General features: G+C 52.8%; 22 protein-coding genes. 12 read left to right on the top strand and 10 right to left on the bottom strand.

Annotated features, from left to right (window positions below):
- Nucleotides 1-391 precede the first annotated feature (391 nt).
- The 5 genes from X474_RS04020 (at nucleotide 392) to X474_RS04000 (ending at nucleotide 5,894) form a co-directional block, all read left to right on the top strand.
- Nucleotides 392-1,366 (top strand): TAXI family TRAP transporter solute-binding subunit, encoded by a 975-nt coding sequence (locus X474_RS04020; RefSeq protein ID WP_052514840.1) that lies wholly within the window; start codon nucleotides 392-394, stop codon nucleotides 1,364-1,366.
- A gap of 93 nt (nucleotides 1,367-1,459) precedes the next feature.
- Nucleotides 1,460-3,547: a TRAP transporter permease gene (locus X474_RS04015; protein ID WP_044346882.1), complete on the top strand. Its 2,088-nt coding sequence runs from the start codon at nucleotides 1,460-1,462 to the stop codon at nucleotides 3,545-3,547.
- Nucleotides 3,548-3,645: 98 nt separating this feature from the next.
- Nucleotides 3,646-4,122 (top strand): DUF1850 domain-containing protein, encoded by a 477-nt coding sequence (locus tag X474_RS04010; protein WP_156360608.1) that lies wholly within the window; start codon nucleotides 3,646-3,648, stop codon nucleotides 4,120-4,122.
- Entirely contained in the window at nucleotides 4,106-4,579 is a 474-nt protein-coding gene (locus X474_RS04005) for a universal stress protein (RefSeq protein ID WP_044346880.1), read from the top strand. The genes X474_RS04010 and X474_RS04005 overlap by 17 nt, the downstream gene beginning before the upstream one ends.
- 472 nt (nucleotides 4,580-5,051) lie before the next feature.
- Nucleotides 5,052-5,894, top strand: a complete 843-nt coding sequence (locus tag X474_RS04000) for a beta-keto acid cleavage family enzyme (protein ID WP_044346879.1) — start codon at nucleotides 5,052-5,054, stop codon at nucleotides 5,892-5,894.
- Between the two features lie 52 nt (nucleotides 5,895-5,946).
- Here X474_RS04000 and X474_RS03995 read toward each other — a convergent pair whose 3' ends face one another.
- Nucleotides 5,947-7,275: an aminotransferase family protein gene (locus tag X474_RS03995; RefSeq protein ID WP_197281964.1), complete on the bottom strand. Its 1,329-nt coding sequence runs from the start codon at nucleotides 7,273-7,275 to the stop codon at nucleotides 5,947-5,949.
- A gap of 300 nt (nucleotides 7,276-7,575) precedes the next feature.
- Between X474_RS03995 and X474_RS03990 the strand changes: the two genes are divergently transcribed.
- The 4 genes from X474_RS03990 (at nucleotide 7,576) to X474_RS03975 (ending at nucleotide 12,034) form a co-directional block, all read left to right on the top strand.
- Nucleotides 7,576-8,664 carry a molybdopterin-binding protein gene (locus tag X474_RS03990; RefSeq protein ID WP_052514838.1) on the top strand — a complete coding sequence of 363 codons (1,089 nt, stop codon included), beginning with the start codon at nucleotides 7,576-7,578 and terminating at the stop codon, nucleotides 8,662-8,664.
- Between the two features lie 257 nt (nucleotides 8,665-8,921).
- On the top strand, nucleotides 8,922-10,652 hold the full coding sequence (locus X474_RS03985; protein ID WP_044346878.1) for an aldehyde ferredoxin oxidoreductase family protein: 1,731 nt from the start codon (nucleotides 8,922-8,924) through the stop codon (nucleotides 10,650-10,652).
- A 66-nt stretch (nucleotides 10,653-10,718) separates the two neighbouring features.
- Nucleotides 10,719-11,018, top strand: a complete 300-nt coding sequence (locus X474_RS03980; RefSeq protein ID WP_044346876.1) for a MoaD/ThiS family protein — start codon at nucleotides 10,719-10,721, stop codon at nucleotides 11,016-11,018.
- A 158-nt stretch (nucleotides 11,019-11,176) separates the two neighbouring features.
- Nucleotides 11,177-12,034 carry a pirin family protein gene (locus X474_RS03975; protein ID WP_044346875.1) on the top strand — a complete coding sequence of 286 codons (858 nt, stop codon included), beginning with the start codon at nucleotides 11,177-11,179 and terminating at the stop codon, nucleotides 12,032-12,034.
- 3 nt (nucleotides 12,035-12,037) lie between these two features.
- Here the strand turns inward: X474_RS03975 and X474_RS03970 are convergent, their stop codons facing one another.
- Both X474_RS03970 and X474_RS03965 read right to left on the bottom strand, forming a co-directional pair.
- A complete protein-coding gene (locus tag X474_RS03970; protein WP_052514837.1) occupies nucleotides 12,038-12,910 on the bottom strand; it encodes a HesA/MoeB/ThiF family protein in 873 nt (290 codons plus the stop codon).
- Nucleotides 12,911-12,913: 3 nt separating this feature from the next.
- Nucleotides 12,914-13,153 carry a MoaD/ThiS family protein gene (locus X474_RS03965; RefSeq protein ID WP_052514836.1) on the bottom strand — a complete coding sequence of 80 codons (240 nt, stop codon included), beginning with the start codon at nucleotides 13,151-13,153 and terminating at the stop codon, nucleotides 12,914-12,916.
- Nucleotides 13,154-13,354: 201 nt separating this feature from the next.
- Between X474_RS03965 and X474_RS03960 the strand changes: the two genes are divergently transcribed.
- Entirely contained in the window at nucleotides 13,355-14,296 is a 942-nt protein-coding gene (locus X474_RS03960) for an AEC family transporter (protein WP_044346873.1), read from the top strand.
- Between the two features lie 201 nt (nucleotides 14,297-14,497).
- Here the strand turns inward: X474_RS03960 and X474_RS03955 are convergent, their stop codons facing one another.
- Nucleotides 14,498-14,866: a response regulator gene (locus X474_RS03955; RefSeq protein WP_044346871.1), complete on the bottom strand. Its 369-nt coding sequence runs from the start codon at nucleotides 14,864-14,866 to the stop codon at nucleotides 14,498-14,500.
- Nucleotides 14,867-14,885: 19 nt separating this feature from the next.
- Nucleotides 14,886-16,109, bottom strand: coding sequence for a glycosyltransferase family protein (locus X474_RS03950; protein WP_044346869.1), 1,224 nt, complete (start codon nucleotides 16,107-16,109; stop codon nucleotides 14,886-14,888).
- 763 nt (nucleotides 16,110-16,872) lie between these two features.
- Here X474_RS03950 and X474_RS03945 point away from each other — a divergent pair.
- Entirely contained in the window at nucleotides 16,873-17,868 is a 996-nt protein-coding gene (locus X474_RS03945) for a P1 family peptidase (protein WP_044346868.1), read from the top strand.
- Between the two features lie 17 nt (nucleotides 17,869-17,885).
- On the top strand, nucleotides 17,886-18,440 hold the full coding sequence (locus tag X474_RS03940; protein WP_052514835.1) for an acyloxyacyl hydrolase: 555 nt from the start codon (nucleotides 17,886-17,888) through the stop codon (nucleotides 18,438-18,440).
- 254 nt (nucleotides 18,441-18,694) lie between these two features.
- Here X474_RS03940 and rpoD read toward each other — a convergent pair whose 3' ends face one another.
- The 5 genes from rpoD to X474_RS03915 all read right to left on the bottom strand — a co-directional run bounded on the left by rpoD (nucleotide 18,695) and on the right by X474_RS03915 (nucleotide 25,810).
- Nucleotides 18,695-20,440 (bottom strand): RNA polymerase sigma factor RpoD, encoded by a 1,746-nt coding sequence (gene rpoD, locus X474_RS03935; protein ID WP_044346867.1) that lies wholly within the window; start codon nucleotides 20,438-20,440, stop codon nucleotides 18,695-18,697.
- Between the two features lie 19 nt (nucleotides 20,441-20,459).
- Nucleotides 20,460-22,262 carry a DNA primase gene (dnaG, locus tag X474_RS03930; RefSeq protein WP_052514834.1) on the bottom strand — a complete coding sequence of 601 codons (1,803 nt, stop codon included), beginning with the start codon at nucleotides 22,260-22,262 and terminating at the stop codon, nucleotides 20,460-20,462.
- Nucleotides 22,263-22,269: 7 nt separating this feature from the next.
- Nucleotides 22,270-24,792 (bottom strand): endonuclease MutS2, encoded by a 2,523-nt coding sequence (locus tag X474_RS03925; RefSeq protein ID WP_044346866.1) that lies wholly within the window; start codon nucleotides 24,790-24,792, stop codon nucleotides 22,270-22,272.
- A gap of 321 nt (nucleotides 24,793-25,113) precedes the next feature.
- Entirely contained in the window at nucleotides 25,114-25,557 is a 444-nt protein-coding gene (locus tag X474_RS03920) for a GatB/YqeY domain-containing protein (RefSeq protein WP_052514833.1), read from the bottom strand.
- Between the two features lie 13 nt (nucleotides 25,558-25,570).
- A complete protein-coding gene (locus tag X474_RS03915) occupies nucleotides 25,571-25,810 on the bottom strand; it encodes a hypothetical protein (RefSeq protein WP_044346864.1) in 240 nt (79 codons plus the stop codon).
- Between the last annotated feature and the right edge of the window lie 12 nt (nucleotides 25,811-25,822).

Raw genomic sequence — 25,822 nt, 5'->3', positions numbered from 1 at the left:
TAAGAACCGACACCCACTGCCTGATCTGTTATTTTATTAAGTAAATAAACAGTACTACTTAACCGTTGGAGTCCCTTCATTTCAGCTTCTTTGCTCGCTCCTGTTGAAATATGAATCACCCTTCATTTCACTAAGGATTATTAGTGAAAATAGACACAAATTCCTCCTTTTTCTCCTTTCTTTATTTAAATAGATTTAGATAGACTTACTTATTCCACCCATTATTATAATCTTGTATTACGGCTTCGATTTTGCTACCCTCAAGGACGTTCCAAGCAACCATTTAAGCACTAAAGGAAGGCTTCTTTGAATAAGGGGCCATAAACCGGCGGTTTAGTCCGCAAAAATCGGCAGTGCCGCCAGCCATTCATTTTTTTTTGAGGAGGAAACGATGATCCGCAGCAAGAAGATGTCTTTGATCCTTGTAATGGTCTTCGCCCTGGCCATGATCATGGCCGTGCCGCAGGCCAACGCTGCCCGCCGGTTTGTCTCCATAGCCTCCGGCTGGGTGGCCGGCGCCTACTATCCCATGGCCGGAGCCATCTCTAGAATTGCCTGGAAACACCTTAAGGAAAAAAACATCAAAGTTACGGCCGAGTCCTCTGGAGCCTCTGTGGCCAATGCCAAACTGATCGGCGCCGGCGACACAGACCTGGCCATTTTGCAAAACGACATCGCCAACTACGCCAACAAGGGCATGAAGCCCATGTTCCAGAAACCCATCAAATCCCTGTTGGGTGTATGCACCCTCTTCCCGGAACACGTACAGCTGATCGCCAGTGCTAAATCGGGCATCAACAGCGTGGCCGACCTCAAGGGCAAACGCGTGGCCATCGGTCCGGTGGGCTCGGGCACCGCTGAGAACGTAAAGCAGATCCTGGAAGCCTGGGGCATGACCACAAAAGACGTCACAGCCGAGCAGCTCAAGGCCAGCCAGGCCTCGGACTACATCAAGGACGGCCGCCTGGATGCAGCCTTCTACACCGTGGCAGTGGGAGCCGCCACCATCATGGACACCGCCTTGGTCTCCGACATCAAAATCGTGCCGATCACCGGTCCCAATGTGGACAAGATGATCAAAAAATACCCCTTCTATGCCAAGCAGGTCGTTCCCGGCGGCACCTACAAAGGCAATGACAAGGACGTTCCCACGGTTTCGGTGATGGCCATGATGGCGGCCAGGGCCGACCTGGAAGCCGACATTGTCTACTCCATCTTAAAAGCCATGTACGGCGACCTGCCCCAGTTGAAAAAGGCCCACGCCAAATTCAAGAACATCGATGCCAAGACCGGTCTGGTGGGCATGAGTGTGCCCCTGCATCCCGGCGCCGAAAAATACTTTAAGGAAGTCGGTGTCCTGAAATAAGACTTCTTCAGATCTGCACGCCGAAAAAGCCGGGACGGATTTTACCGTCCCGGCCTTTCCCAACCCTCCCCTAGCTTCACCTTAGGAGTAGGCATGCCCAAAGAGGATATCGCAAGCTTGGACGACAGCCTGCAGTTAGCCCAGGAGTCAGAGGCGGGCGCCAGGACAATCAGCGGCAAAGGCGGTTTCTTTGTTTTCTGGTTTGCCGTCGCCATGTCGGTTTTCCAGCTCTATACAGGTTTTTTCGGTGAACTGCCTGGATCCAAGCAGCTTTCCATACATCTTTTCTTTGCCATGGTTCTGTGTTTTTTGTGCTGGCCCAGATCCAAGAAATCACCCCACGACCGTATGAGCATTCCGGATATCATTCTGGCGATCGTGGGTGGTTTAACTGCCCTTTACCTGTTTTTAAACTATGATCATGTGGTCATGTCCCAGGGGGCGGCGCCAACCTATGACATTGTCATCGGCGGGATTCTTATCTTGCTGGTCTTGGAAGCCACCAGGCGAAGCGTCTCGCCCATGCTCCCGATCATCACCATAATCTTTCTGATCTATGCCTACGTGGGCCCCTATATTCCGGGGGAGTTGGCCCACAGGGGATTTACCGTCCATCGCATTATCGACCATATATTCATGAGCGGTGAAGGGCTCTGGGGAGTGCCCTTGAGGGTCTCGGCCACCTTTGTCTTTTTATTTGTGCTCTTTGGCGCCTTTTTAGACAAAATAGGAGCAGGCCAGTACTTAATAGACCTGTCGTTTGCCACTATGGGTAAATACAGGGGGGGCCCGGCCAAGGCCGCGGTGGTCGCCTCCTGCGCCATGGGTTCCATCTCGGGCTCATCCATAGCCAACACCGTCACCACCGGCGCCATGACGATTCCCCTGATGAAAAAGGTCGGCTTCAAGCCGCATGTAGCCGGAGCTGTCGAGGTTGCCGCCTCAACCAACGGTCAGCTCATGCCGCCGATCATGGGTGCGGCAGCCTTTATCATGGCGGAAATAATCGGAGTCTCTTATTTTGAAATTGTAAAAGCGGCCTTTATCCCGGCCATACTCTCCTACACAGCCATTTTCAGCATCGTGCATCTTGAGGCGGTAAAGGAAAATATCAGGGGGCTTACCAAGGAAGAGACCCCGCCTTTAGTCAAGACCATATTGAGCGGCCTGCACTATGTGATTCCCCTTGTGGTCCTGGTCTGGCTCTTGCTGGTGGTGATGTGGACACCCACCACAGCGGCCTCCTGGTCCATATTGGTGGCAATCGCCGTGGCCATCGGCAATAACTGGTACCGGGCAAACCGCCTCTTCCCAGAGCTGGTTAAAACAAACGGAACCCATCCCTATGCCGCCTATGATGAATACAAGGCCAATCCCGAGGGATTTTTTCCCCGCCAGACCAGCGCCGAAGTTCTGGGCTCCCTGGAGACCGGGGCCCGCAACATGGCGGGCATTGCAGCCGCCTGCGCCTGCTGCGGCATAATCATCGGTGTGGTCACCTTGACCGGTCTGGGTCTCAAAATGGCCACCCTGATCACCGAGGCGGCGGGCGGCAGCCTGATGCTGACCTTGATCTTCAGCGTTATCGCCTGCATTATCCTGGGCATGGGGCTTCCCACCACAGCCACCTATATCATTATGGCCGCCATGACCGCTCCGGCTATCATGACCATCAGCGCCGACCTGGGCCTGGGCCTGCCGATTGTGGCTGTGCACCTGTTTGTGTTTTACTACGGCATTGTATCGGACGACACCCCGCCGGTTGGTCTATGCGCCTATGCTGCGGCAGGCATAGCGGGATCAGACCCCATCAAGACGGGGTGGAAAAGCTTCCGATTGGATCTGGCGGCCTTCACCCTGCCGTTCATGTTTATCCTGAACACCAAATTATTGATGTACAACACCAATTTCATGGAGTTAATGTACATCATCCCGGTTTCGATCATCGGCATGTTCTGCTGGTCGGTCTTTATCCAGGGGCATTGGGTGGTGAAGACCTTTATCTGGGAAAGGCTTTTGTTCCTGGGCCTGGCCTTTATGCTGGTCAACCCCAGCCATCTTGAAGTCGCAGGGGTGTTGATCAACGAGCATCTGGCCAACGCCGGAGCGGTGATCATGTTGGTTGTGATCTATTTTTGGCAAAAGAACCGCAAAGGCAAAGCAAAAGCCCAGGTAGCTTAGCAGCCCAAGCCGACAGGAGAAAAAAACTGCCGCGCCTATCGCTGAAACTGATAATCATTCCGGCCGTGGCGGCATTTTTGGCCGTCACGGCCCTTGTTATGCAACCAATAACAGCCCTTACCATTCGCTTGCCCAGAGAAAAAAACCGCCTGGTGGAAGCGGTAAAGGCATCGACAGGGGAACAGCTCTTTCTGACCTACCGCCATTCAGTGGAAAAAACCAAGGTTCAAGGCGTGTTCGAAGTGGCGGGAAAAGGGCTTTTAAACCTGGCCACCAAAATGGAATCAGTGGGCACGGGGCTGCCGAACACCTCGCCGGAGCGAACCACACGCCAGGGCAAATGGCTGGTGGTTGACGAAGGTAAAAAACTTCTGCCGAATATACGTTTTTTTCTTTCCCCTATAAATCAAACACAGCTTACCATAGGCCGGAAGGCCCTTGACCTTAACAGCCTTAAGTCAGGCAGTCTTCTGGTGATAGGAGTGGAGCATCCCAGCTTGGCGGCCTGGCTGAAATATATAGCGGGTTTTGGTCCATGGACTCCCCAAGGAGGGCAAAATGAAGAAGTTCACTAAAATTCTGGTCCCCACAGACCTTTCCGAGGCATCTAACCGCGCCCTGGAATATGCCTTTACCTTTGGCTCTGCCCTGGATGTCGAACTTTTAGTTCTGCACGTGGTGGACGGCAGAGTCATGCAAAGCATGCCCTATGCCCATGAGGAGCTTAAAGACGAATTCTATAAAAAAATGTCGCATGACGACATGGCCCAGGAAATTAAAACCGTACTGGAGCAGGAAAAACAAAAAGGCATCAAATACGACAAAAAGCTTAAAGTGACAACCCTGGTGCGCTATGGGGTGCCCTATAACCAGATCATCAAAGTGGCGGAAGAAGAAAAGACCGATTTTATTGTGATGGGAGCCAGGGGAACCTCTGCCGTGTCGGGCATGTTCATGGGAGGCGTGGCCGAAAAGGTGAGCCGCAGAGCACCTTGCCCAGTATTCCTGGTGCGTAGACGCAGGCACCAATAAAAAAACAAAGCGCCTGAAACTAGTCAGACGCCTTGCACCCCTGAAATAGATAACGCCGGGTTGGGTAGACCCGGCGCTATCAGAAAGGGAAAAAGAAAAAGGGTACTGATTGGCAATGCAATTTAGATGCCAAAAACACAGAATATCTTTAATGTAAAATAAATATAGCAATTACAGTTAGTTATAATTTTATCGGCAAACCGTTCAAAATTTAACTTCCAGCAGGGTACAAAATTTTATACCCAAAAAAATAAACCAAGATGTAACCATTTGCTAAGTATAATTAACTAAAGGAAAAATTACGTACAAAATATTGGACCGTAGAATCAGGCCCTGGGTGCAAAAATTTTTCCCGCCCAAAGGACGCGCCCGCCGCATCCGGCCGCAGGCCGGTGGGAACTGGTTTCTCAACCATAACTGAACACGAAAAAATCTCTTACCCAAACCGGAGACAACCCGTGGAGGAGAAAACTTGGCCAAACTGATCATCACAGCCGCGGTATGCGGCTCGGCTCCCATGCGCGAGCAGAACCCTAATGTACCTTATTCCCCAAAAGAAATTGCCAAAGAGGCTCTACGTTGCTGGAGGGCCGGTGCAAGCGTGGTGCATGTACATGTAAGAGACCCCAAAACCGGCAAGCCTGATTTCAAGCGTGAGCTTTTTAGCGAGGTGGTTGAACGGGTTCGCGCTGAAAGCGACATGCTGATAAACCTCACCACCAGCGCCTTCAGCATAGAGGATCCGGACCCGGGCGAGGCCAGGTTGATGCCGGCTGAACTGGGACCGGATCTCTGCTCACTTGATGTGGGCAGCCTGAACTTCAGGGGTAATGTATTTATCAATCCCGCCGAATGGGTGGAAAAAGCAGCCAGGCGCATGCAGCAGAAAAAGGTCAAGCCGGAGATGGAGGTCTTTGAGGTGGGGCATGTGCTGCAGGCTGCGGACCTGGTGCAAAAGGGCCTGATTGAAGCGCCGCCTTATTTTCAGATCTGCCTGGGTATTAAATGGGGGGCGCCTGCGGATCTGCCTTCGCTTTTAAGTTTTGTGAGCCGCCTGCCCCAAGGGGCCTTATGGTCGGTTCTGGCCGCCGGGGCCAATCAGCTGCCCTTGACCACCCACGCCATGCTCATGGGCGGCAATGTACGGGTGGGTTTTGAAGACAACCTGTATCTGAGTCGGGGGGTCAAGGCCTCGAGCAATGCGGATTTTGTGGAGCGCACTGTAAAGCTGGCTCGAATCTTGGGCCGGGAAGTGGCAACCTGCGCCGAGGCCCGGGAGATCCTCAACCTGCCGCCTGAAAAAACAGGCCAATAGCAACCCGAGCAGGTAATAAAGCCAGGCCCCAAAGGGCCTGGCCTTCCATTGATCAGCCAACCACCTTGTCAACGGCCCGGCCCAAACTCTGGACCACAAAATCCAAATCCTCTTCTTCGATAATGAAAGGCGGCGAAATAACCAGCCCATCACCGTCTTTGCCTGCCATGCCCATTGATTTGTAAAGAATAATGCCCTTTTTGAAAAGTTTTTTCCAGATACGCTCGGTAACCTTCTCTTCTCTGGGATAGGGCAAACAGGTTTCTTTATCCTGAACCAGCTCCACCCCCCAAAGCATGCCGATCCCCCGCACTTCAGCCACCCTGGGGTGGTCGCTAAAGCGTTGTTTCAGTTTTTCACCCAAAACCACGCCTATTTTCTCGGCCCGCTCTATGAGGTTTTCCCTTTCCAGAATACGCAAGGCAGCCAATCCGGCCGCGCAAGAGACCGGGTGGTGGGAAAAGGTGCCTCCGTGCACAAAGCCCGTAGTCTTTCTGAGAAGATCAAAATGTTCCTTTTGCACCCCCACGGCGGACAGGGGCGCACACCCTCCGCTGATCCCCTTGCCCATGGTCACCAGGTCCGGAGCCACGCCGTAATGATCGCTTGCAAACCAGCGGCCAGTGCGTCCCATGCCGACCATGACTTCATCGTGAATCAAAAGCACCCCGTATTTGTCGCAAATTTCCCTAATAACCCGCCAGTAATCCGGCGGAGGCGGGCAACTGGCCAGGGTGGCGCCGCTGATTGTCTCCCCTAAAAAGGCGCTCACAGTCTCCGGCCCCAGATTTAAAATGGTCTCCTCCAGAAAACGGGCGCACCTTAAGTCACACTCCGGATATTTCAGACCAAAGGAGCACCTGAGGCAATAGGGGGGCGGAACATGCTCCACCTGGGGCAGCATCGGCGCATAGGGGGTGCGGAAGCTGGTGCGCCCCATGGCTGACAAGGCCCCCAGGCTCAAGCCGTGGTATGATTTCCAGCGGGCGATAAGCCTGAAGCGCCCCGGTTCCTTTCTGGCCAGCTGAATCTGTCGGGCCAATTTGATGGAGGTCTCCACAGCCTCGCTTCCGCTGGTCATAAAATAAAATCGTTCAATGCCCAAAGGGGCGTGGGCGGTCAACGCACTTGCAAACTCTTCCACTACTGGTGTAGTGAACATGGTGGGATGAGCATAATAGCCATGCAGGATCTGGCTGGAGACAGCCTCTGCCAGCTCTTTTCTGGCATGACCCAGATTAACGACTACCGCGCCCCCGCTGGCATCCAAGTAGCGGCGGCCTTGGTTGTCGATGATCCAAACCCCTTCGGCATCCACTGCCTGGGGCAAAGGGCCGTCAAGCTTGCGGGGAAAGACATTACCTGGTATTGACTGCATCATTATCCTTCCTGTGGTTACCATGTAATTTTAGGGATTAACTCTATCAACACTGAACCGTAAATGGCAACAGGTTACTCACGGCAAAAGCCGCCTAAAGAATGCGACCAGGCCATGGGGAGCTAAAAACAATCTATATTCGAACCCTTAATCAGGTCATGTTGTGTCTTTTATCCAAGAATGGATTTCGCAGTTCCCTTGGAGACAGATTGACCGGGGCCACAGTTGAAATGACTTTGGTAAAACAATCTCTACTGACCAACGTCTTAAAGCCTGCTCAGGGTGTGAATTCAGGAGGTTTCCATGACAGACTACGGATGCGGAGAACAATGCGCAGCAGTTGAACTGGGGCGCATGGTTGCCCTGGAAGACTCGGTGGGGCTTATGCTGGCCCATGACATCACCGAAATTGTCCCCGGCGCAAGCAAGGGCCCGGCCTTTAAAAAAGGCTATGTAGTTACCAAAGAAGACCTGCCCCACTTAAGGCGGCTGGGCAAAAGGCACCTCTATGTGCTGGAAGTGGCCGCCCATCTCTACCATGAGGACCAGGCGGCTGAGCTTATGTTCCAGTCACTCTGCGGGCCGGGAGTTGAACAGGTCGGTCCTCCGGCCGAGGGCAAAATCAACTTCAAGGCCAGGCACGACGGCATCTTTTATCTGGATAAAGAGCGGCTTATAGAATTCAACATGGTTCCGGACGTCACCTGTTCCGCAATTCATCGCTACACCCCGGTTAAAAAAGGGGACATCCTGGCCGGGACCCGGGCCATCCCCCTTCTGGTGGATAAAAATTACGTACACCAGGCCTGTGAAGTTGCGGAAAAAAACGGCGGACTTTTGCAGGTGAGACCGTATCGGCCCCTGAAAGCCGGCATTGTGGTCACCGGCAACGAAGTCTATGAAGGAATCATTGAAGATAAATTCGCAGACATTGTCTCCCAAAAATTAAAGGAGCTGGGAGCCGAGACCGTGGGATCGGCCCTTTGTCCGGACGACCGCCGGGTGGTGGCTCAGACCATCACGGACCTGGTGGGCCAAGGCGCGGAGATCATAATCACTACGGCAGGCATGAGTGTGGACCCGGATGACGTCACCAGGATGGGTATTGCCGATGCGGGCGGCAGGAACCTTATCTACGGCACCCCGGTGTTGCCAGGGGCCATGTTCTTGGTGGGAGACCTGGTCAGCCATGGCCGCAAACTGCCCATACTGGGAGTGCCGGCCTGCGCCCTGTTCTACAAAACAACCATCCTGGACCTTATCCTGCCCAGGGTGCTCACCGGAGAACATTTTGACCGGGCCAAGATAGCCGAGCTGTCCCATGGCGGGTTCTGCCGCAACTGTGCCGGAGGCTGCCGCTATCCCTTGTGCGGTTTTGGCCGTGGATCATAAGCCCTAAATATCCTTTCCCAATTCAACTTGGCCGAGTGGAGTGTTTCCACCCGGCCAGGTGTAGGTCAAAAGCCCCACTCAGCTCGAAATAATCCATTCCAATTACATCTCATAAATATAAAAATTCCGGCAAGCTATCACTTATGTCACAAATGACATAGCTAACCCATTAAATATATTAACATTTTTCCTTGACTATACCTTTATGATCAGTAAGTATTTAAGTGTTAAAAAACCATAATGCGAGGAGATTATATATGTTCAAGATCCTCCGCGTCGACATGGCAGCCAAGTCGACCAAATTTGAAGACGTCCCCGAAAAATGGCAGGGCCTGGGCGGACGCGGTTTCACCTCCGCCGTGGTGGCGGACGAAGTGGACCCCACAGCCACTGCCATCGGCCCTTTAAACAAGCTCATCTTTGCTCCCGGCCTTTTGGGTGGCACCAACTGTGCCAACAGTGGCCGTTTATCAGTGGGAGCCAAAAGCCCCTTGACCGGCGGCATCAAAGAATCCAATACCGGCGGACAGGCCGGAGCATATCTGGCCAAACTGGGAATCCACGGAATAATTGTGGAGGGAATCCCTTCTGACGACGCCCTCTTCCTGCTCAAAGTCGGTAAGGACAAGGCGGAACTGGTGGCCGCCGGCCACTTGAAAGGCCTGGGCAACTACGACACCGTAGCCAAACTGGTGCAGGAATACGGTGACAAATGCGGTTATGTGAGCATTGGCCAGGCAGGTGAGAACCTGATGAACAGCGCCAGTGTGGCCTTCACCGATCGGGAGCTTCGCCCTTCGCGCCATGCGGGCAGAGGCGGCCTCGGCGCAGTGATGGGCTCCAAAAAGCTCAAAGCCATTGTCATTGACCCTGAAGGCGGCGCGAGCTCTCCCATAGCAGACAAAGAGGCGTTTAAAGCCGCGGCCAAACGTTTTGCCAAGGCCTTGAGCGAGCACCCGGTTACCTCCGGCGGCCTGCCCACCTACGGCACCAACGTGCTTACCAACATCCTGAACGAGGCAGGCGGCCTGCCCACCAGGAACTTCAGCGCCGGAAACTTTGAAGGGGCGGAAAAGGTCTCCGGCGAGACCTTGAACGAAGTCACGGTCAAACGCGGCGGCAACCCAACCCACGGCTGCATGACCGGCTGCATGATTCGCTGTTCCGGCATCTATGTCGATGAAAAGGGCGACTATGTAAGCAAATGGCCGGAATATGAAACCGTGTGGGCCTGGGGGCCCAACTGCGGGATCGACGATCTGGACGCCATTGCCCGCATTGACTACATGTGCGACGACTTTGGGCTGGACACTATAGATACGGGTTGCGCCATGGCGGTTGCCATGGAGGCAGGCATCCTGAACTTTGGCGATGCCAAGGGCGCGGAAAAACTCCTGGCCGAGGTGGGTGAGGGCACCCCCATGGGCAAGGTTATCGGTGCAGGCACCGCCACCACCGGCCGGGTGTTGGGCGTGAGCAGAGTGCCTGTGGTCAAGGGACAGTCCATGCCCGCCTATGACCCACGCTCGGTCAAGGGCCTCGGCGTGACCTATGCCACCACCCCCATGGGCGCGGATCACACCGCAGGCTATGCCACCACCGCCAACATCCTGAAGGTCGGCGGAGATGTGGACCCCTTGAAGTCCCAGGGCCAGATAGAACTGAGCCAGGGGCTGCAGGTGGCCACCGCCAGCATAGACACAGCCGGACTCTGCCTGTTTGTGGCCTTTGCCGTACTGGATATCCCGGACGCCCTGGCCGCCATAGTGGACATGTTGAATGCCAAGTACGGCTGGACCATAACAGCCGACGATGTCAACGACCTGGGTAAAAAAGTCCTCACCATTGAAAAGGACTTCAACACCAAGGCCGGTTTCAACAAAGCCGACGACAGGCTGCCTGACTTCTTCAAGTATGAAAAGCTGCCGCCTCACAACGTTGTCTTTGACGTCTCTGACGAAGAACTGGACAAGGTGTTGGACTTCTAAGCTTTTTTGCGAGCCATGCCAAAGGCCGGGATCAAATGCCCCGGCCTTTGGCCCTAATGGAGAGACATGCTGATCAGCATCAAGTTGGGCGGCCCTTTGCGCAAGCGCATATCAGGCCATGACAGGGGAGAGTTAAGCCTGGAACTTGAGCAAGGCTCCAAGGTTTCCGACGCCCTGATCAAGCTGGGGCTGGATGGGGATGTGGTTAGGGTGCTCATGCTCAACGGCCGCCCCATAGCGGAAGACAAGGCCCTCAAAACCGGCGACCGGCTGGCCCTGTTCCCCAGGGAGCTGGCTTTTAATGTCTGTACGGCCATCAGCTTTTTCAATCCCCTGGTGCGGGAAGCCCATTCAAAAAAAACCTGATTTTTATGAACCTGCTCTTTTCCCTTCCTTGTCTTGTTGCCTCTCCAGCCGCTCAAAAATCCCATTAATTTACTTGTGAATTTTTTAATCCTTTGTCAGGATTTTTGATATAACCCTTTTGATTTTTTTTGGGGGGCACTGGGGAGAAGGAGAAAAGCATGCCGAAAATCCGCGAAATCAAGGCCGCTTTTCAGAGCCAACCCACCAGGGAAGGCGCCGGCGTGCTTTTGCGCAGGGGCTTTGGGCAGGCCCAGGTCCCCTTGTTTGACCCCTTCCTGATGCTGGACCACTTTCAATCCGACAATCCTGGGGATTATGCGCCGGGATTCCCTTGGCACCCGCACAGAGGTATAGAAACCATAACCTATATGCTCGCAGGCCAAGTGGAGCACAAAGACAGCCTGGGCAACCAGGGTGTCATCAAACCGGGAGAAGTGCAATGGATGACAGCGGGAAGCGGCATAATTCACCAGGAGATGCCGATTGTGCAGAAAGACACGCCTTTTCTCGGATTCCAGATTTGGGCGAATCTCCCCAGGTCGCACAAGATGACATCCCCCCGCTACCGCGAGGTGAAGGCAAAAGAAATTCCCGCACTCACCCAACCCAATCAAGCTGAGATCAAGGTCATAGCGGGGAATCTGAGTGGAACCAGGGGACCGGTGAGGGAGGTCATCATTGAACCGATAATTCTGGACATAACCCTGCCCTCCCTGGAGGAACTGGAATTGCCGATCAAAAGAGGCCTTAAGGCAGTAATCTACATCTTCCAGGGTCAGGGGGCGGTGGGCGACATAGCAAAAGGCGGGGCCTTTATGGACTCCGGCTCAGTGGTGCTTTTGGATGACGGCGAAATTTTGGAAATGAGGGCCGGGGGGCAAACCATGCGGGCGCTTTTACTTGCAGGCAGGCCCATAGTCGAGCCTGTCTGCTGGCGCGGCCCCATTGTCATGAATACAGAAGAAGAGCTTGATCTGGCATTCCGGGAATATAAAAACGGAACTTTCCTGAAATAGAGTTTAAGCCAGTTCCAGGGTCTCCACAGTCGGCACTGTGAGGTCAAGGTGCAGTAACCGATGGTTGTCCCTGGACTGGCGGCCCAACAGCACCTTGGTGAGCTCGGCCACCTGCAGAGTCGCCACCCAAGTCGGGGTGGGGGTGGGCACCCCCAAAACGCTTTCAGCGGAGTCCCTTTTTTCCACCGGATCGGGACCATACAGCCCGGCCAGCCCCGGATCACCGGGAAAAACCGTCATCACAAAACCTTCCCAGCCGGCCAGGGCTCCATGGACATAGGGAATCAGAAGGGCCTTGGCCGCAGCCTCCAGTTCATAGCGGGCCTTAAGGTTATCCAGGCAATCCATGGCCACATCCGCCCCCTCCAGAATCTGGGGCAAATTCCGGCTGGTGGCCCAATCTGCGAAAACCGTACATTGCACAGCCGGATTGATGCGGACCGCGACCTCCGCCGCACACAAGGCCTTTTCCCGTCCCAAGGTCTCAAGGTTGCAAAGCAACTGGCGGTTCAGATTGCTTTCCTCAAATACATCCCCGTCGCAGATCGCAAGCTTGCCCACTCCCAGCCGAGCCAATAGGGTGACTACGTAACCGCCCAACCCTCCGGCGCCTAAGACAGCCACACTGGAAGCAACTATTTTCGCCTGCTCGGCTGCGGTGAGGCTCCCGCGATTGGAACGAAACCTCTCCGGCCAGATTCCGTTCTCAAGACAAAGAATCATGGCCTGCCTGAGGGATATTTTCCTGGCCTTGGACAACTCACGAAGCCCGTTTTTATTTACGGAGAAAAATTCGTTTTTACCGGGTTGGCTGTGGACTTCGGTAAAAGGGCTCAGGTATTTTTTCAGCTCATCGGCTTCCTTGAGGCGCGACATGGCTTACCCGCCTCCCACCGGCGGGAAAAACGCCACCCGATCGCCATCCTTTAAAAGGGTGTCTTTGCCTTTTATCTCGCCGTTAACCATTATGATCTTAACCAAATTAAGCTCAATACCCAGCCTTTTACAAAGGCTGGCTGCGGTTTCATTGGCCATGGGACTTACAATCAACCCATTTGCGGGATCATAATTTTCAATAAGGTTCCTTAAAGAAGCGCTTAACTTAACCAAAAGCGACATTCAAAAAGCCCTTCATCTCCCACTTAAATAAGGGACAAAATATCGGTAATCAAAATAAAATTAAGCTTAAAAGCCATGCGGATCAGGTTATATTAATATTCTAGCAGGATACGCAGGCAAGTCATCACAAAGTGCATTTTCGGCCCGAATGACTATCCAAAAAAATCGGGCTTATTTTACCTACTCCTGGGAGGGTAGAGGTTGGGCGGCATTTTAGAAACAGTTCTTCCGGTTTTTCTCCTGGTGGCCCTGGGTAAAGGACTGATCTATTTCAAGCTGGCAGGCCCTGATTTTTTCCGTGTCTCGGACCGGCTGGTCTACTACATATTTTTTCCCTGCCTTTTGTTCTGGAAAGTGGCCCAATCTCAGGCTGGAGCCCAGAACTCCACCTTGGAACTCAAAATTCTTGAGGTCTTTCCCCTGGTTTTAGGGTCCATTTTTACAATCTGGCTATTGACCCTGATTCACGCCCGACTTTTCAAGCTGCCTCAACACCAGATCGGGGCCTTTTCCCAAGTCAGCTACCGCTTTAACACCTATGTGGGAATGGCTATTATTTTTAACTATTTAGGTGAGCAAGGCGTTGCCGGATTCGCCATATTAATCAGCACGGCCATACCTTTCATCAATGTTCTGGCCGTCTCCACCCTGGTCTGGTTCTCGCCTCAGGCCTATTCCCAAAAAGAGAAAACCAAAATGGTTCTGAAAGCCATGGTTACCAACCCCTTGATACTGGCCTGCCTGGCCGGGGTGCTATATGGAAAGGTCGTGGGAGCCCTGCCCCTTTTCGCGGTAAGCAGCCTTAAGTTATTGTCTTCCATAACCCTGCCCCTGGCCCTTTTGTCTGTGGGAAGCAGCCTGGCCCTGGATAAATTGCGGGGGCGGCTTGGTCCCGCCTTTGCCTCATGTTTATACAAACTGCTCTTGTTGCCTGTAACTGGCTACCTACTATTCAGCCTCAGCGGAATAAACGGTCCCGCCCTTGTAATCGCCATGGTTTTTTTCAGCCTGCCCACCTCACCCGCTTCCTATATTTTAAGCAAGCAACTGGCGAGTGACGCTGAACTGGCCGGGGCTTCCGTTGCCCTCTCCACGTTGCTTTCTTTTATTTCCCTGTCTGCGATTCTCTTTCTTTTTCAATAAAAAGCACCGGTCCTCCCGGCACTTATGGGCGTGTCCTTTCTTTCGGGATCTATTTTAGGGGAAGAGTCTATGAGCGAGCGGCAAGAATACGCAAGGCCCAAAAAGAATAGGCGTAAGGTAATTTGGCAGTGCGAAAAAAAAGAGAACCGACGACCGAAAAAAGCCTTGGCAATCCAGGCTCCCGCAGACGTCGGCTCAACTCTAGGAAGGCGGCACCTGGGCTTCCAGGGCCATTTTTATCTTATTTTTCAACTCAGTGAGATCAAATGATTTAATCACATAAAAATCAGCGGCAATGGATTTCATATCTTCCTTAAAGGTGTCGTAGGCAGTGCAGAGCACCACAGGCAGATCATAATATTTATTACGGATATCCTGGAGAAGATCCAGACCGTTATAATCCACCATCTTGATATCCAAAACCACAAGGTTCGGTTTTTCATCCGCTATGCGCTCCAGGAGCTTGTAACCGGAGTCAGCGGTTACCACTTCATAGCCGTCCTCAGTAAGCTCTTCGGCGTACAGGTAGCGGATATGCTCTTCATCGTCCACTATCAAAATTTTGGGCATATGCGGCCTCCCTGAGACTCTAAGCGCCCCAACGTTCCAAAAGGTAGGGTTTCGTCTCTTCAAACACCATGCACTCGTGTTCAATAAATTCCTCGGCCTGCTGAACGCTCATCCTCTGGGTTTTGCGAACATAGGATAAGGTCTTGCCGAAATAAAGCGGTATCAGAGATGACAAAATTTCCTGGCGATCGGCTGATTGCCTGGCGTAACCAACCGAATAATCATAGAGCAGCTTGGCCCATACCTGCACCGGGAAATCAAAACGCCCCTCTGACATGTCAAAAATTTCCCTAATCTTGGCCATACTCTCTTCGGAAAGAACCTCTTTCCACACCGGCATGAAGTCATCCTGGCCGCTTCTGAATTTGTCGTCCAGGGCCTCTTCGCTCACCTTTACCGGAGGCGGCATCTCCACCTCGCCCAGCCCAAAGCCGTAGATGGCGGTCGGGCGCGACCATTTCACCCGCATCCAGTAACCGGTGCTCTGCACCATGAGATCCAGGATAGTTCCCACCACCTGACTGAACATGGGCCCCAGATCACTGCCCGGATCCTTTGGTTTATGAATCTTGGGCCTGCCCATATAGGCCTGGCAAATAGGGATATTGTTGTTCATGGCCAGGGTTGTCATCCAAATATCAATGCCGAATTGGCTCACAGCCTCGGACCAGGTGGTGCTGGCCAGATAAATCCGGGCCAACTCACCGGAAAAACCAAAGTCTCCGCCTATGGGCTGCCTCACCCTGCGGCCGTACAGGGATCTGGTCAGGGGGTAGGCAATAGAGTTGGTAATGGTTCCGTCATATTTATGACGTACGTAAAGGGGAGCCACATAGCCGAATTCATTAAATAAAGGCTCGCCCAAATGCTTGATCCACCGAGGAGTGATGGACTTCAGGTCCGCATCCACCACCACTACGGCAGAGGCTTCAAGCTCCACTACCTTGCGAAAAAGGTTCCTGAAATTGTTTCCTTTTCCCTTTACTCCAGGAGGCGTGGACAGATAAATCTGCGGCACATCCTGTGTGTCGGCCTGGAAAAAGGCCTCTTTGGTTCCATCGTCTGAGTTGTTGTCGCAATTAATAATCACGCAGTTCAAATGGTTAAAGAACTGCTTAAGTCCCAAGGCGGCCTGGCTGGTGGGATAGGCTATAAGTTCCGCCTCCCTGTAGGAGGGAATGGCCACCACCATCTCGGCCTTGGCGATGCTTTGAGGGTTTTCCTCGTAGTGTTCCCCGGTCATGAAGGGCTCCCGCTTGGCAACTGTATGGGTGGTCAATATCTACTAAAAGTGTTACTTGATCAATAACCCAAAGTCAAATCAAACGATTTTTATTGGGTAATGATAGAAAACCCGAAGCGTCCTTCCGTAATACTCTTGCCGAATTTTGGCAAATGCCGCCTGAAGAAAGACTGAATTTTACCAAACAGCTAGAATTACTAAAATTATAATTCAGTTAAATTTTGACGGCCTTTTTCCCAGATAGCGTGCCGGTTGCTTTCCGGGCATTCATGGCTTCTCAAGTAAAATCCCTACAAAAATAACTTCTTAACGATTCCGAAAAATCCATTGGAACAGATAGATTGGCTACATCAAAAAAACCGGTCAGGATCGATTCTTAAAATTTTACCTTAATAATCCTTTTAACAGGAAAAAATATTCCCCAGTTTCGCCATAAATCCAATAAAGACCCAACCTACCGAAATAAAAATATAATTTTCCAACACAACTTCTCTTCCAATCCGGCATATGAAAGGTAATTCCACCTTGGCTGTTATTTTTTATAAAACGTCTTGGAGGATTGGAAAAATTGTCATTCGCTAATAATCCAATTTTTATTTTAGCCTTAATCCTTCAATCGAGATGAATCACGCGGCATTTTTCTGTATTTTTCTTAATGAAAAAAGAATGAAACTGGTTTGATCCTGTAAACGACTGACTTATTGGGCTATGCTCATAATCCAATTTATGCTATTTTAGTGTATTAATTAATAGAATCAAGACTATGCAAAATATTGAATTTAACGGTAAAGGTTCTCCGGCCGATGTGCCGGGTTTTTTGGTTGGCCATGCTGAACACAAGGAGGTCCCCACCGGGTTAAGCGTGGTGCTCTGCCCCCAGGGCGCCTTGGGAGGCCTGGCCAAGGCCGGGTATGCCACAGGCACCCGTCAGATGGACGGGCTTGAACCGGACCACATGGTGGACCAGGTGCACGGTCTGCTCTTCACCGGTGGGTCTTCCTTTGGCTTAAACGCCTGTGAAGGTGTGCAGAAATTCCTGGAAGAAAGAGGCCATGGCCTGAGCGCAGGGCCATTTTGCATCCCGATTGTGCCTGCGGCGGTTATTTTTGATTTGGCTCTGGCCCGAAACAAAGCCAGACCGGATGCGCAAATGGCCTATCAAGCCTGCCTGTCGGCTAATGATCAAGTCATGAAAAGGGGCAACCAGGGTGCCGGCAAAGGGGCGACCGTTGGTAAATTTTTTGGCCTGGAACAGGCCTGCAAATCAGGTTTGGGCGGCGCATCGCTTAAAATGGCTCAACTTAAGGCAGGTTGTCTGGCCGTTGTAAATGCTTTTGGTGATATCATGGATGAAAGAGGCAATCTCATATGTGGTGCGCGCACCTCGCCCAAAAGCTGTGAGCTGGCTTCAACCGAGCTTCAATACTTGAACGGCTCCACCCGTCCGGCCTTTGGACCGCCGCAAAACACCACCTTGGCGGTAATCACCACCAATGCAAGACTAAACAAACAAGAAGCCTGTAAAGTTGCGCGTATTGCCCATCACGGCATGGTACGAACCGTTTGTCCCACCCACACCACCTTTGACGGTGATCTGGTGGTGGTTCTTACAAGCGGCCAGGTTGAAGCGGATCTGAACGGATTGGGAGTTTTGTTTTCGTGCCTTGTGAGCATGGCTATTTTAGACGGAGTGCGCTCGGCGGAAAGTTGGGGTGACTTGCCGGCCGCCTCGGAGATCCGGCCCCTTAGCCGAAATTAAAAAAAGGAGATCCTCGGATGCGACAGAAAACCTTGGCATTACTTACGGGAATTTTACTTTTGGTTTTGGTTCCAGGGACCACCGCTTCAGCAGAAGCCTTCTTCAAATCCTGGGGGATTTCCTATTACATTTGCGAAGACATGGATCTGGATAATGAAGACCTTAAGGCAATGGGCCTTTTATTGCACTTTGACGCTCCTCTGACCACCTGGAAGGCGTTTGAACTGGTTTTCAGGCTGGAAGGACAGGCAGGGGGATATTGGAACTATGGTGCGGGAATGGAAACGGCGCTTATCCCCGCCTTAAGAGCCAACCTGCTCTGCGCAGACAGTTTCAAGCCTTATCTGGAAGGAGGCATTGGCCCTTCCTTTAATGAACTCGATATATACGAAATGGGCAGCAATCTTAATTTCACCTCCTTTGCCGGGATGGGGTTCAGTTGGCTTTTAAAGAAAGCTATGGGGATTGAGACAGGCGTGCGCTTAAGGCACATAAGCAACGCCGGACTGGATGAAAGGAATCATGGCGTAACCAGCGCCTTTTTCCATTTTGGATTCATTCTTTATTTTTAAGCGCCAACATAAAACCCCCTGTTCCGAAACAGGGGGTTTACAGGCTGTTGGCCAACAGCCTGAACGCGGGCCATGGATACACCCCTGAAAAACAAGCGATTTTTCGGGGATCCCGAATGATGGACCGCCGAATTGCGAGATTTACTAAAGACTTGTAATTCTAGCCACTTGGCAAAACCACGTTTTTGCCAAGTGGCCTCTGACCAAGTCCAGGGGGACTCTGTCAGCAAGCTAAAATTCTCTTTAACCGCCTTTTAATTTTCAATAAAGGCCCTTAGTTTCTTGGCCCGGCTGGGATGGCGCAATTTGCGCAGGGCCTTGGCCTCTATCTGCCTGATGCGCTCCCTGGTTACATCAAAATCCTTGCCCACTTCTTCCAGGGTGTGATCCGCCTTCTGGCCAATGCCGAAACGCATGCGCAGGACCTTTTCCTCCCTCGGTGTAAGCGTTGCGAGCACCTTTCGAGTCTGTTCGCACAAATTAAGATTAACCACCGCGTCGGAGGGGCTGACCACTTTCTTATCCTCTATGAAATCCCCAAGATGGCTGTCTTCTTCTTCGCCTATGGGGGTTTCCAGGCTTATGGGCTCCTTGGCGATCTTAAGCACCTTGCGGACCTTTTCCAAGGGATATTCCATTTTATCGGCTATCTCTTCAGGAGTGGGCTCCCTGCCGTATTCCTGGACAAGGTACCTGGAGGTGCGGATAAGCTTATTTATAGTCTCAATCATGTGGACCGGGATGCGTATGGTCCTGGCCTGGTCGGCAATGGCCCTGGTAATGGCCTGCCTGATCCACCAGGTGGCATAAGTGGAAAACTTGTATCCCCTCTGGTATTCAAACTTGTCCACCGCCTTCATCAGGCCTATGTTGCCTTCCTGGATCAGATCCAAAAACTGCAACCCGCGATTGGTGTATTTTTTGGCTATGGATACAACCAGCCTGAGGTTGGCCTCAACCAGCTCTTTTTTGGCCAGTTTGGCCTGGGTGCGGCCTTTGTTGACCCGATTCATCAATCGTCGCAGGCTGGCTGCGCTCATCTTGCAGGTATTCTCAACCTGGCGAATCTCGGCCCTGGCCTCTTTCAAGTGGACCTCAAGCTCCAAAAGGCGCTTTGCGGTACACCGGCATTTCCCCATGGCGCAACGTTTGCCCTTGGCTGCCCTTATCTTGCGGGCCAGTTTGGTGATCTCGTTTTTGGGAATGCCGCTTTCGTATAAAACCGAACTGACAGCGATATCAGCCTTGTTAATGCCCCGCAAGTGCTCGGCCAGAATCTCGGTGATCTGCTCAACCTGTTTTTTATCCAGTTTAAGGTCAATTAGATGTTCTGATATTTTTTTACGGTTGCTGGTCAGAAAGGCGCGCATTTCCTTGCGCTCCGGACCCTTTACCGGATTTTTGCGATTAGCCAGCTTTTCATAGATCTTGGCGTTTTCATTATCAAGGCAGCGAACCTTGTCAATTAAGGACAAGAACTTTTGCTGAGAACGCTCTTCTTCTTCAGGGGTCTGTTCCTCATCGATATCACAAACAATGTTCTTTATCTGCAACTGGCCTTCACACAACAAATCGCCCAGGGCCATTATCTTTTCCACGCAGATCGAAGACTCCAGAAGGGCGCTGATAACCATCCGCTCGCCCTCTTCAATACGCTTTGCTATCTCCACCTCTCCCTCTCGGGTGAGCAGAGAGACCAATCCCATCTCTTTGAGATACATCTTGACAGGATCGCTGACCTTGCCGTCATCGGTCAAAAGTTCCTTTTTAACCGAATCTTGGTCATCAATATCATCCTCGTCCAACCTACCCTTTATTTCGCTGACATCCTCCACCAGGTCCACGCTCATCTCATCCAGGACCATTAGCATATTGTCGATTCGCTCCGGACTCACCTCAGAGCCCAAGGCATCGTTTACCTCGTCTAAGGTTAGATAACCTTTAGTGCGCCCTTTAGAGATGAGTTTCTGAAGCTTGGCGAAATTATTGTCTTTGAGCATGGCGTGGTCCTTTCCCGGTTTAAAGGGTAGGATGGGATTTGGATATCCTTTGGCGCATGGCCTGCAAACGGGCGACTTCTTCACTGTCGCCCCTTTGATAGGCCTGTGCGATTTGATTGCTCATGTCTCTCAGTTTCTTTTTGAGGTGGCGTTTTTGCCATTGCCTCAACAAAACCACGGTTTCCTGCCGGGCTTTATCTGCATCCAGTTCCAGGCCGGACTGGGCCAGGCGGCTCACCAGGGGAGCCAAAGCCTGGTCTTCAAGGGATTGGGCCACGGCATCGGGAGTGGGGTCGGCCCCTCTTGCCAGCACGGAAAGCACGGAAGCCCCCACCTGTCGCAGATTCCGGTCATCTAAAAATTCAAGCGCTTCTTCCTGGGAGGCAAAAAGCCGAGCCGCCTCGGGCTGGGTGAGTATCATCTGCAAGAGGCATTCCTGATCATTCAAATGTAGTCCGCCCCGGGAACAGTTGCGGTTATCCACCGGGCTTAAACGAGGTCTTTTCTTGGAGGAGGGCAAGGGTATACCCAGCTGCTTGGCTGCAATGTCACAGGGTATGGAGAGCATTGCCGCCAGGCGTTCCAGGTAAAGCCAGGCGGAGACCGGATCATTGATTCCACATATGATCTTTCCGGCCTGATTCAAAACCGAACTTCTGCCTTCAAAGCTATCTGCATCGCCCTTTGTAACGATCTGTTCTATGGCCATCTCCACCAAGGGGCGCGCCTGTCCCAAAAGTTCCTCCAGGGCTTCGGCGCCCTGGTTGCGGACCAGGCTGTCCGGGTCTTCGCCCATGGGCAAAAGAATCACCTTAGGGGCCATATCCTCTTTTTGAAAAACAGGCAATGAACGCAAAGCAGCCTTGACCCCAGCCTCGTCACCGTCAAACACCAGGATCAGTTCATCGGCCTGATGTTTCAACCGGGCCACCTGCTGGCTGGTAAGGGCGGTTCCCATGGGGGCCACGGCCTCACCCAGGCCATGGGCGTGCAGGGTTATGACATCAAAATACCCCTCCACCAAAAGGGCCCTGGACTTTTTGCGCATCTCTCTGCGGGCCTTGTCCAGGTTAAAAAGCGTGCTGTTTTTTTTGAATAAAAGAGATTCGGGGCCATTCATGTACTTGGGCTCGCCCTGATCCAGGATTCTGCCGCCAAAGCTCACCAGGCGTCCGGTGGCGTCTTTGATCGGCACCATCACCCTGCCCCGGAACCGGTCATAGCAGCCGGAGCGATTGTCCCTTTTGATCAACAGGCCGGCCTGGACGGCAAGCTCCTCGCCGATGTCGTTGGAGCGTAAAAAGCGCCCCAGGCCTTCCCACTGGTCAGGGGCCCAGCCCAATTGGAACTCTTTGATAAACTCAAGGGACAGCCCGCGTTTTTGGGTGAGATAGTTTAACGCCTCCCGGCCCGCTGAAACCTGCAACTGGGTGCGGAAATACTCCAAGGCGGTTTCCAGGACATGGCGCTGTTTCTCTCTCTGCTCCTGGGCCTTTTGCTGGGCGGGGTCAAGTTTACGTTTAGGCATCTCCACCCCGAAACGCCGGGCCAGTTCGCGCACGGCCTCGGGAAAGGAAAGCCCCTCGTCACGCATCACGAAGTTGAAAACACTTCCGCCCTCACCACAGCCAAAGCAGTACCAGGTGCCCCTTTGCCTATCCACCTTGAAGCTGGGATCCTTATCCCCGTGGAACGGGCACCTTCCCCAAAAGTCCCTGCCTTTTTGGGTCAGATTGACACGAGCTCCCACCACCTGGACAATGTCCGCCGCCAGGCGCACCTCGTCAATCTTTTCCTGTGGTATGTGGCCGAAAACCGTCAACTATACGCTACTCCCTGAGTTCAGCCACCGTGACTCCCCCACCGCCTAAATTTATCGGCGCATTTTTGGTGGAGAGTACACACGGGTGATCGCTTAAATACCTTCTAACCGCCGTCTTGAGCCTGCCGGTGCCCATGCCGTGGACAACCCTCAGCCTGGCCCTGCCTGCCAAAAGCGCCTGATCCAAGGCCTTGTCCACCAGGGGGATGGCCTCATCCACAGTGCAGCCGATTACCTTAAGGTCAAGGCCGTCGCCCGCATCGGCTCTCACAGACACCCTCTTAGGAGCGGATTTATTATCAGCTTTATCAGAATTATTGCCCAAGGGCTCCAGATCAGCCACCGAGACCCGGACCCTCACGCCCCGCACCCCTACGGAGACCAGCACGGTCTGGACATCCGGGACCGGGTCTTCCAAAAGGGTTCCGGCTTGTCCCAGGCTGGCCACCCTGACCCTGGCCTGTTTGACCAGCTTCCCCTTGTCCCCGGAAAGGGCTTTTTTATCAGTGCTAAAAGAGGCGGCATCACTCTTGCCGGAAACGACCTCTTCCACCTTGGCCAGGGCATCGCGCCTGGCCTTGTACAGCTTTTGCTTTTCCGCACCCGGTAAAAGTGTCTCACCGGTCTTTTTCTTTTCTTCGATTTCACCCAAAAGGTCCTTGAGCATCCCCTCCATGCGGTGGGCAACCTCGCGAACCCTTCTCTTGCCCTCGGCCAGGGCGCCCTGTCTTTCCTTTTTGGCAGCCTTTAAAAGTTCCCTGGCCTTTTGCTTATCTTCCGCAGCAGCTAGAGTGCCGGCCCTGGCTTTGGCCAGCTCTTCCCTGGCCAGACGCCTGTCGTTCTGGGCCTGCCGCAAAAGGGCAATGGTCTGTTTCTCACTCTCGTCCATATAGGAATTGGCCCGATGCAAGACGCTCTCCGGAAAACCCAGCCCTGCGCTCACCGCCAAGGCGTCACTCAATCCCGGGGCGCCGTAGTGAAGCCTGTAAGTGGCTTTTCCGCTCCCGGAATCAAAAGTAACCGATACGTTTTCAATCCCCGGAGTCAGGGCGGCAAAGGCCTTCAGCCTGTGGAAGTGGGTGGTGGTGAGAACCTTGGCCCCCAACCGCTTCAAACGGTCAATCACGGCCATGGCCAAGGCCGCGCCCTCGCCGGGATCAGTTCCGCCGCCTATCTCATCTATAAGGAACAAAGATTGCCTGGTTGCGTTCCTGGTCATCCAGGCCAGACGTCCGGCATGAGCGGTAAAAGTGCTCAAGGCTTCATTTAAATCCTGTTCATCGCCGACTTCCGCTGCCACCTGCTGGAACACCGAAACCAGGCTGCCTTTTTGACACGGAACGTGCATACCGCACATCACCATCAGGGTTATAAGGCCCACAGTCTTTAAGGTAACGGTCTTGCCGCCAGCGTTGGCTCCGCTGATCATCAAAACGTCGCGGCCCTTGCCCAGGCAGAGATCAATAGGAACCACCTGATTTTTACGGCTAAGGGCTCGCCAGGCCAAAAGGGGATGGCGGGCCTGGTTCAACTCCATTTCATAGGAGTTGCTCAAACGGGGTTCAACTGCATCCAACCTTTGGGCAAACCGGGCCTGAGCCAAAAGGCAGTCCAGTTTGGCCAGAGTCTCCAGGTCTTCATAGAGCACTTGCAGGTTAAGGGCCAGCTCACGGGCGACTTCCCGCAACACCCTCAATTCTTCCTCGCGCTCTTTGTTGCGCAGCATGGCGAGCTGGTTGTTATCTTCAACCGCGTCCAAAGGCTCCATAAAGCAGGTGGCCCCGCTGCCCGAGGTGTCGTGCAGGATTCCCTGCACCTTGCCCTTGGAGTCCGACCTCACAGGCACTACAAAACGATCCGCCCTTTGGGTGACGACCTGATCACTGAAGACACCACCCATGTGGCCTTGGGTGATGAATTTTTCCAATTTGGCGCGCAAGTTGTCCCTTTTGCGCGAAAGCTCCCTTCTGACCCTTTGCAACTCGGTTGAGGCGGAGCTCTTTATGGAATTTCCCGGCCCCACCAGGCCCCTAAGCCTGCCCCCCAGTTTGGGCAGGGGGGTCAACCGGTTTTTGAGGCGAAAGGCTTCATCCATGCCGTTTTCGCTGGGGGTGAGAAAGGAATCGGCCCTGCTGACCGAAGATAAAAAATCCGCCACCACAAATAGTTCCTGGGGCAGTAAAACCGCACCCTCAACCTCCAGGCGGGGGAGCAGTTCGGAAACCTCGTCTATATTTTCAAGGCCAGGAGGGCTGGCGAATTCGAGAATTTCCCGCAGTTGGCTGAGTCTTCTCAGTCTACGTTCAACCTTGGCGGAATCAGAAGAAGGATAAAGCCTATGCACCATCTGGGCGCCGATCCGGCTTTGGGTCAACTGGGCCACAGACTCAAGCAGTCTGGGGAACTCGAGTGCGGCAAGGGTTTGGGTATCCACTGAACCCCTTGACTTGGTGTCCATTTTTGATGCGTCTTTGTCTAAGGCGCTTGTCTCGTCTGCGGCAGGCCCACCCTGCCGGTCAGCATCAAACATGTGTGTTTTTCCCGCCCGTGTCTGGTTGTTGTTGACCTGTGAGAACCAAAAAGTGCATTATGTATGCGGATAAAGTGGTCCCTGAAGGCCGACCGCAAAAGAAATCCGCGGACACAGCCATTTTTGCATGGATTATCTCAGACAATTTTTCTATGCAATGAAACATACACCTGTATTTTTGCGGGATAATTAAAAGCCCTCACCCAGGGGACTTAATCGGCCGACCGCCTATTTAAATCGGCAAATCGCGACATTACCCGTAATATTAAATAGTAATTTAGGTGTATAAAATGAACGCCTTTTCTCCCCTATGCAGGAATTCTACCCCTTAAGGCGCTTTTGGACCAGTTGATTGACCAACTTGCCGTCTGCCTGCCCTTTCAACCGAGCCATGGCAGCCTTCATAACCATCCCCATTTCTTTGGGGCTCTTGGGCTCAAGTTCATCAAAGACCTCATCCAGGACCCGGGCGACATCTTCTTCGGCTAATTGCCGGGGGAGATACTGCTCTATCAGCTTCAGCTCGGCAGCTTCCTTGGCGACCAAGTCTTCCCTGCCGCCTTTTCTGAACTGGTCAATGGAGTCCCGGCGCTGCTTGGCCAGGGTGGAAAGACAGGCAATCTCTTCTTCGTCGTTGAGCTCGCGCCTTAAGTCTTTTGCCTTGTTTTTTAAAGCGGCGCGGACCATCCGCAGGCAGGAAGTGGCCGCTTGATCGTGAGCTTTCATGGCCGTCTTAAGGGCGGCATCCACTTCAGAAGAAATCATCAAAAAACCTCCATTACAAAAGAAGGCCAAAGCGGCTGAGGGCTCGATTAAAAATGACAAGCCCAAATGCCAATTGATTCAAGCGTCTGGAAGCATCAGATGCTGAAATGGTTTTCGCCTCATCAACACAAGAGAAAACGAATTGGTCGGCGCGAATTGTACCAGCCTGGTTAATACCTGTCAATCCGGTCAGATAATGTGAATTACGGGGATCGTCTTGCCATTTTAGCGCCTTGGTGTTATTGTGGCACATGCGTTGGCCCTC

Origin of the sequence: Dethiosulfatarculus sandiegensis (genome assembly GCF_000931935.2) — a bacterium.
GTDB lineage: Bacteria > Desulfobacterota > Desulfarculia > Desulfarculales > Desulfarculaceae > Dethiosulfatarculus > Dethiosulfatarculus sandiegensis.
The sequence above is the reverse complement of the archived record's forward strand: the minus strand, read 5'-3'. Positions and strand labels throughout refer to the sequence as shown.